Source organism: Pseudoselenomonas ruminantium, assembly GCF_900113715.1.
GTDB lineage: Bacteria > Bacillota > Negativicutes > Selenomonadales > Selenomonadaceae > Selenomonas_A > Selenomonas_A caprae.
Window position 1 is genome coordinate 1 of sequence record NZ_FOQK01000045.1, and the last position, 6,697, is coordinate 6,697.

Here is a 6,697-nt window from a genome sequence, read left to right on the forward strand (position 1 = left end):
AACCATCAATGTTACGCTTATGGTACTCCCCTGCCCGGCGGCTTCGTTTCAGCAATAGCCCGAATGAATCTTCAACCTGCTAATACGTTAGTGCGTATCATTCTGTGCCTAGGACAGTCGCTCCAGATAGAAAGAAGCACTACCCCGTTCGCCCCTATCATCCGTATGAGCAGGTTTGTACGAACCGTTTCTCTCGTAACAAACACATCGCTGTAATTCGTAGCCTAATGCCGGAACAAAGCAGGCTTATCCAAACGTAGCAGAGGGCGGGGGCGGGTACACTTTCTTCGCAGCGGGAGCGATTTGCCCGAACGCAGTGAGGGATGGCCCGCGGCAAGTACTATCTAGAACGACACGATGTATTGGCGTGCCGCCGGCCTGCCCGGCACATGCCACTAGATACGTACAAAAGCATCCGCGCGGGTCATTTAGCGGGAGCGGAGAAAAAGTGCACCCGCCCCCACCCAAGCTGAGCTGTACCGAGTTTATTTTAACCACGCACGGACAGTCAAACTGCAATTTGCGAATATGCTAAGAAAAAGTGTTATTATGGTTACAGAAATGCGGCATTTTATTTGCTAAAATCACTGTTGTAAGTAGATGGGAGAGAGAATGTGTAGTATATTTTAGGAGGTTTTTGACGATGAAAGGATACGTAGATAAGGATTTATGCGTGGGCTGTGGCATGTGCACGGGGGCGTGCCCTGAGGGGTTCCGTTTTGGCGATGACGGGCTGGCTGAGGGCTATCAGGAGCTGCCTGCGGACAGCGTCGATGATGCGCGGCAGGCGGCGGAGGACTGCCCGGTCGGCGCGATTACGGTAAAATAAGGAGCGTTCTTACTTGCGGCCGGTTGTGTTCTATTATATGATATAGAAAGTAACGATTTTGATTGCGAGGGGGCAGGTACATGGGCGAGAAGAATGACAGGGCGGTTCGGGCGATGCGCGAATTCCTTGAGGCCGTTGGGGTAGATCTCACGGCGCGGGGGATGGAGAAGACCCCGGAGCGCGTGGCGCAGATGTACCAGTACCTGTTCAGCGGTATCGGCAAGGATACTTTCTCCATCTGGGGGGAGACCTTCGACGCGGGCTCGGATGGCATCGTGGCTGTGCGCCACATCCCGTTCTACTCGATGTGCGAGCACCATCTTGTGCCGTTCTTCGGCGAGGTGAGCATTGTCTATCTGCCGGAGAACGGCCGCGTGGCGGGCTTTTCGAAGTTCGCACGGCTGGTCGATATCCTCTCGCATCAGCCGCAGCTGCAGGAGCGGCTGACGGCGCAGATCGCCGCCGCTGTCTGGCATGATCTCGGAGCCCGAGGCGTGCTGGTCACGGTCGAGGCCCAACAGCTCTGTATGACCATGCGGGGTGACCTCGCGCATGGCACGCGGACCGTCACATCGGAATGCACCGGTGTATTCCAGACGGATTCTGCGCTCTATCATCAGGCGTGGATGATACTGGGAGGAGAAAAATCATAATGACAGCTATCCGTAAGTACACGTTTGCCGATGGGAAAATGCTCACGCTGGGCGAGCGCACGCTCGTCATGGGCATCCTCAATGTGACGCCGGATTCGTTTTCGGACGGCGGCCGCTGGAATACGCGTGATGCGATGCTGCGGCACATGGAGGAGATGGTGCGCGATGGCGCGGATATCATCGACCTGGGCGCTGAGTCGAGCCGGCCGGGCTTCACGCCGATGCCCGCGGCTGAGGAGATCGAGCGGCTGCTGCCGTTCCTTGATGCGCTCGTCGCTGAGTGCCCTGTGCCCATATCGGTGGATACGTTCAAGGCGGAGACGGCCAAGGCGGCGGCTGCGCATGGCGCCCATATGCTGAATGACATCTGGGGCTTGCAGTATGCAGCCGAGCCCGGTGCGATGGCAAAGGTGGCTGCGGACTGCGGCCTGCCGATTGTCGTCATGCACAATCAGGACGGGAAAGAGTACGCGGGGGATATCATCGCGAGCATGCAGGCGTTCTTCCGCCGCAGCCTGGCGCTGGCGGACGCGGCTGGCGTCAAGCGCGAGAACATCATCCTCGACCCCGGCATCGGCTTCGGCAAGGATGTCGCGGGCAATCTCGAGGTCATGCGCCGCCAGCGCGAGCTTCTGACCATCGATGGCGAGGAGTACCCGCTGCTGCTCGGCACGAGCCGCAAGAGCTTCATCGGTGCGACCCTTGACCTGCCTGTCGGGGAGCGCATGGAGGCGACAGGGGCCACTTGCGTGCTCGGCATCGAGCGCGGCGCGGGGATTGTCCGCGTCCACGACGTACTGTCGATCGCGCGCATGGTCCGCATGACCGATGTGATACTCAGGAGGCACTGATATGGATAAGATAAAATTGACGGGGCTGGAGTTCTACGGCTATCATGGCTGCCTGCCCAAGGAACGCGAGCAGGGGCAGCCCTTCTATATCGACTTGACGATGTATGCGGATCTGCAGCCTGCTGGCGTCAGCGATGATCTCGCGCAGACCATCAACTATGCGGAGGTCTATGCGACGGTCAAGGCCATCGTCGAGGGCGAGCCGTGCCAGCTCATCGAGACAGTCGGTGAGCGCGTGGCAACGGCGGTGCTGCAGGGCTATGCCAAGGTGCAGAAGGTGCGTGTGACGGTGCATAAGCCGCAGGCACCGCTGCCGGGCAAGTTCGGCGATGCTGCCATCAGCGTCGTGAGGACGCGGGCATGAGTGCGGCAAGACCGTATTCTGTCTGGCTGAGCCTTGGGGCTAATCTTGGTGACCGCGCTGAGACGATCCGCGCGGCTCTGCGTCAAATAGATACTGTGACTGCCACCCGCCTTGTGCAGGTGGCTTCTTTCTATGAGACGGCTCCCTGGGGCAAGCTCGACCAGCCGGGGTTTATCAATACGGCGGCAGAGGTCGTGACGGAGCTGCCGCTGACGGAGCTGCTGCACGCGATGCAGCGCATCGAGCAGGCATTGGGCCGCGTGCGCCACGAGCATTGGGGGGCGCGTACGATCGACATCGACCTGCTGGCCGCTGAGGGCAAGACCTCCGATACGGCGGAGCTGCGCCTGCCGCATCCCTATCTTACGGAGCGGGCCTTTGTACTGCGGCCGCTTTTGGACATCGCCACGGAGCTGGTGGTGGCGGGGCGCACGGTGCGCGACTGGTGGGTAGAGCCTGCCATCCAGGGCCAGCAGATCAGCCGGGCGGCGGAGGTGAGCAGCCCGTGGCCGCTGCAGATGATCGCGGCGGCTGATGAAGCTGGCGGCCTTGGCCATGCGGGGCAACTGCTCGTGCATGACCAAGAGGATATGGCACATTTCAAGGCCTTGACACTGGGGCATATCGTTGTCATGGGACGCAGGACGCAGCAAAGCCTGCCGGGCGCTGCGCCGCTGCAAGGACGCATCAATATCGTGTTGACCCGCACGCAGGGAGATATCCCTGGATTCAGTGTTTGCCACAGCCTTACGGAGCTTTGGCGACTGCTCGGCAAGCTCACGCTGGCGCAGCCGCAACGGAAAGTCTGGTGCATTGGCGGCGGCGAGATTTACCGTCTGTTGCTGCCGTATACTGAGACCATTGCGCTTACGCGGCTGCGGGGGCGGTATCGGGCGGATACGTTTTTCCCCGACGTCACGGCGCAGTTCCGCGAGGAGGCGCAGACGGCAGGGGACGCGCAGACGGCAGTCGCCAGCTTCTGCCGCCTGGTGCGGCGTCATGGCGGCCAATAGGAACAGGAAAGGAACGCGAACCAATGGAAATCTTTCATAATGACTGGGCGGATTACTTGAATGAGGAGCTGAAGCAGCCGTACTATCGCCAGCTGCGCCAGTTCCTCATCCAGGAGTACCGCACGCATCGCATCTATCCCGATATGTATGCGATCTTCAATGCACTGCACTATACGAGCTATGCCGATACGAAGGTCGTCATCCTCGGGCAGGACCCCTATCATGGCCCGGGGCAGGCCCACGGCCTGTCATTCTCGGTGCTGCCGGGGGTACAGCCGCCGCCGTCGCTGGTGAATATCTTCAAGGAGCTCCACGATGACCTCGGTTGTACGATCCCTGCGACGGGCTGCCTGAAGCCTTGGGCTGAGCAGGGCGTGCTGCTGCTCAACACCGTGCTGACCGTGCGCGAGCATCAGGCGGGGTCCCATCAGCGGCAGGGCTGGGAGATCTTCACCGATAAGATCATCAGCCTGCTGAACGAGCGCGAGAAGCCTATGGCCTTCATCCTCTGGGGCACGCCGGCGCGCCGCAAGAAGGCCATGATCACGAATCCGAAACACTACATCGTCGAGTCGCCGCATCCAAGCCCGCTGTCGGCACATCGTGGTTTTTTCGGCAGCCGGCCGTTCTCGAAAGTCAACGATTTCCTGCGTGCTACGGGGCAGGAGCCGATTGATTGGCAGCTCTGATCTTGGGGACGGAAAGCAATGTGGAATCAGTTCTACATTTTGCTTGCCTTTTGCGGGAAATTTGTCTAAAATAATAGTAGACTATCGCAAGGATTTTGCGGCTTTACGGAGGATGGCATGAATCAGAAGGTGACGATAAAGGATGTAGCGGAGCTGGCCGGTGTATCGAAGAGCACGGTTTCCCGTTACCTGAACCAGGGATATATCAGCGTCGAAAAGCAGGAGCGTGTCAAGAAGGCTATCGAGCAGACGGGGTTCAAGTCGAATTTCTTCGCCAAGCGGCTCAAGACGAAGCAGAGCAAGCTCATCGGCATCGTGCTGCCACGCATGGACTCGGTGACGGTCGGCAAGCTGCTGGCTGGCATCAGCCGCATCCTTGAGCCAGCGGGTTATCAGGGCCTGCTGCTCGTGAGCAAGCTCTCGGGCCGCAAGGAGATCGAGAATATCCGCAGCCTCCAGCAGCAGGGCGTCGACGGCATCCTCGTCGACTCGGTGGGCATCAGCGAGGAGCATGTGAAGCTCACGAAGAGCGGTACGGTCCCTGTGCTCTATACAGGCCAGAAACATCAGGATGTGCCCTATGTCAAGATCGATGACAAGGCCGCGGGCCGCATGATGGGCGCATATCTGCGGCAGATGGGGCATAAGCATGCCGTCTTTGCCGGGGTCACGGAGACTGATATCGCCGTGGGCGTCGACCGCAAGCAGGGCTTCATCGATGCCTTCACGGAGGGGCGGCCGGAGGCCAAGGTGGACTTCGTCGAGACGGGGTTTGACTTCCTGTCGGCCTATAACTGTGGCGAGGATGTCCGCCGCTGCGGTGCGACGGTTGTCGTCGGGGCGACGGATAACATCAGCCTGGGCATCCTGCGCTACTTCCATGAGCGCGGCCTGCGCGTGCCTGAAGACATCTCGGTCGTCGGTTTCGGTGGCTACGAGGTCGGCGCTGTCGTCTATCCGGCGCTCACGACGATTTCCTTCGACTATGAGCTCGTCGGCATGAAGGCCGCGCAGTATATGCTCGATCTGCTGCATGACGAACCGGTGGAGCAGAATATGGAGATGCCGCTGTTCTTTGTCGAGCGTGAGAGCGTGCGCAATCTGACACGCGACTATGCCCAGGCCCAGCCTGCATCGCTGACGGGCATGGCGTGAGCGGCATGAAAAAAGAGCTGTGAGGAACGCATGGGAGATTCCCACGCTGCCTTCACAGCCCTTGCTGGTATTCTTGCTTGGTGTTATTTCTTGGTGAACGTGATGTGTGCGCCCGTGGTCAGGACTGGCAGGCCGGAACCTTTGACGATGATCTGGCCCGGCATGGAGCCTTCGGCGTTGAAGACGAGGGTGCAGTGGCCTTCCTCGCGGAGGTTGTCGTTAGCGGCGTCGCCGACTTTTTCGACCGTGTACTTGATGCCGCCCATCAGCAGCTTGTCGCCCTTTTTGATGTCTTCTTTGAGTTCGCCCGGCGTGTGTTCGATGACCATGTCGGCAAGGTTCGGACGGATGCCCTCATCGAGCAGGATGGCGCTGTTGTTGTTCTCTAAGAACGTCTTGGCCAGGTTGCCGATAGCGGTGATCGATACATCATACTTGATATCCATATGATTCATTCCTCCATTATCCATAACACACAATATTCATACCACAATGGTCCGGTTCTGCCACCTTACATCTTTGGTAACTATTATTATAACATATTTTTTATGCGTAAAAGGGGACATTTGCCCTTTATTTATCGGATTTTCACGTTTTTGTCTGATTTTTAACTTTTTGTAAAAAAATCGTCAAAAAGGTGTTGACAAGAAGATATAGTTTGCGTATAATATTTTGTGTTGACAGCAGAGATGCTGATGACACAGGGGTATCGCCAAGTTGGTAAGGCACGGGTCTCTGAATCCCGCATGCGTTGGTTCGAGTCCAGCTACCCCTGCCATATGAAGATACGGCACCGCGAAAGCGGTGCTTTTTTGTGTATAAATTGCAGTTTATCTGTCCGTACGTGGTTAAAACAAACTCGGTACAGCTCAGCTTGGGTGGGGGCGGGTGCACTTTTTCTCCGCTCCCGCTAAATGACCCGCGCGGCTGCTTTAGTACGTACTTAGATACATGTGCCGGGCAGGCCAGCGGCACGCCAATACATCGAATCGTTCTAGGAAGTACGTACTGCGGGCCATCCCTCACTGCGTTCGGGCAAATCGCTCCCGCTGCGAAGAAAGTGTACCCGCCCCCGCCCTCTGCTACGTTTGGATAAGCCTGCTTTGTTCCGGCAATAGGTTACGAATTACATCGATGTGCTTG

Annotated in this window: 8 protein-coding genes and 1 tRNA gene; 8 read left to right on the top strand and 1 reads right to left on the bottom strand. The window is 58.2% G+C overall.

Going from position 1 to position 6,697, the window contains the following annotated elements:
• The first annotated feature begins 643 nt into the window (after positions 1-643).
• From BM181_RS14700 to BM181_RS14730, 7 genes are all read left to right on the top strand, one after another.
• On the top strand, positions 644-829 hold the full coding sequence (locus BM181_RS14700; protein WP_075445852.1) for a ferredoxin: 186 nt from the start codon (positions 644-646) through the stop codon (positions 827-829).
• 80 nt (positions 830-909) lie between these two features.
• Positions 910-1,482: a GTP cyclohydrolase I gene (gene folE, locus BM181_RS14705; protein WP_075445853.1), complete on the top strand. Its 573-nt coding sequence runs from the start codon at positions 910-912 to the stop codon at positions 1,480-1,482.
• Positions 1,482-2,333, top strand: a complete 852-nt coding sequence (folP, locus tag BM181_RS14710) for a dihydropteroate synthase (RefSeq protein ID WP_075445854.1) — start codon at positions 1,482-1,484, stop codon at positions 2,331-2,333. The genes folE and folP overlap by 1 nt, the downstream gene beginning before the upstream one ends.
• A gap of 1 nt (position 2,334) precedes the next feature.
• Positions 2,335-2,697 carry a dihydroneopterin aldolase gene (gene folB / locus BM181_RS14715; RefSeq protein WP_075445855.1) on the top strand — a complete coding sequence of 121 codons (363 nt, stop codon included), beginning with the start codon at positions 2,335-2,337 and terminating at the stop codon, positions 2,695-2,697.
• Entirely contained in the window at positions 2,694-3,710 is a 1,017-nt protein-coding gene (gene folK / locus BM181_RS14720) for a 2-amino-4-hydroxy-6-hydroxymethyldihydropteridine diphosphokinase (RefSeq protein WP_075445856.1), read from the top strand. The genes folB and folK overlap by 4 nt, the downstream gene beginning before the upstream one ends.
• Before the next feature lie 23 nt (positions 3,711-3,733).
• Positions 3,734-4,399 (top strand): uracil-DNA glycosylase, encoded by a 666-nt coding sequence (locus BM181_RS14725; RefSeq protein WP_075445857.1) that lies wholly within the window; start codon positions 3,734-3,736, stop codon positions 4,397-4,399.
• Between the two features lie 117 nt (positions 4,400-4,516).
• Positions 4,517-5,554, top strand: a complete 1,038-nt coding sequence (locus BM181_RS14730) for a LacI family DNA-binding transcriptional regulator (protein ID WP_075445858.1) — start codon at positions 4,517-4,519, stop codon at positions 5,552-5,554.
• A gap of 83 nt (positions 5,555-5,637) precedes the next feature.
• Here BM181_RS14730 and BM181_RS14735 read toward each other — a convergent pair whose 3' ends face one another.
• Positions 5,638-6,000 carry a PTS glucitol/sorbitol transporter subunit IIA gene (locus BM181_RS14735; protein WP_075445859.1) on the bottom strand — a complete coding sequence of 121 codons (363 nt, stop codon included), beginning with the start codon at positions 5,998-6,000 and terminating at the stop codon, positions 5,638-5,640.
• A gap of 256 nt (positions 6,001-6,256) precedes the next feature.
• Between BM181_RS14735 and BM181_RS14740 the strand changes: the two genes are divergently transcribed.
• Positions 6,257-6,332 (top strand) — tRNA-Gln (locus BM181_RS14740).
• Positions 6,333-6,697 lie beyond the last annotated feature (365 nt).

What these genes read in the sequence shown, in the direction of transcription:
- folB (WP_075445855.1), top strand. Translation starts at nt 2,335, where the DNA reads ATGGATAAGATAAAATTGACGGGGCTGGAGTTCTACGGCTATCATGGC.
- folP (WP_075445854.1), top strand. Translation starts at nt 1,482, where the DNA reads ATGACAGCTATCCGTAAGTACACGTTTGCCGATGGGAAAATGCTCACG.
- folK (WP_075445856.1), top strand. Translation starts at nt 2,694, where the DNA reads ATGAGTGCGGCAAGACCGTATTCTGTCTGGCTGAGCCTTGGGGCTAAT.
- folE (WP_075445853.1), top strand. Translation starts at nt 910, where the DNA reads ATGGGCGAGAAGAATGACAGGGCGGTTCGGGCGATGCGCGAATTCCTT.
- BM181_RS14700 (WP_075445852.1), top strand. Translation starts at nt 644, where the DNA reads ATGAAAGGATACGTAGATAAGGATTTATGCGTGGGCTGTGGCATGTGC.
- BM181_RS14725 (WP_075445857.1), top strand. Translation starts at nt 3,734, where the DNA reads ATGGAAATCTTTCATAATGACTGGGCGGATTACTTGAATGAGGAGCTG.
- BM181_RS14730 (WP_075445858.1), top strand. Translation starts at nt 4,517, where the DNA reads ATGAATCAGAAGGTGACGATAAAGGATGTAGCGGAGCTGGCCGGTGTA.
- BM181_RS14735 (WP_075445859.1), bottom strand. Translation starts at nt 6,000, where the DNA reads ATGGATATCAAGTATGATGTATCGATCACCGCTATCGGCAACCTGGCC.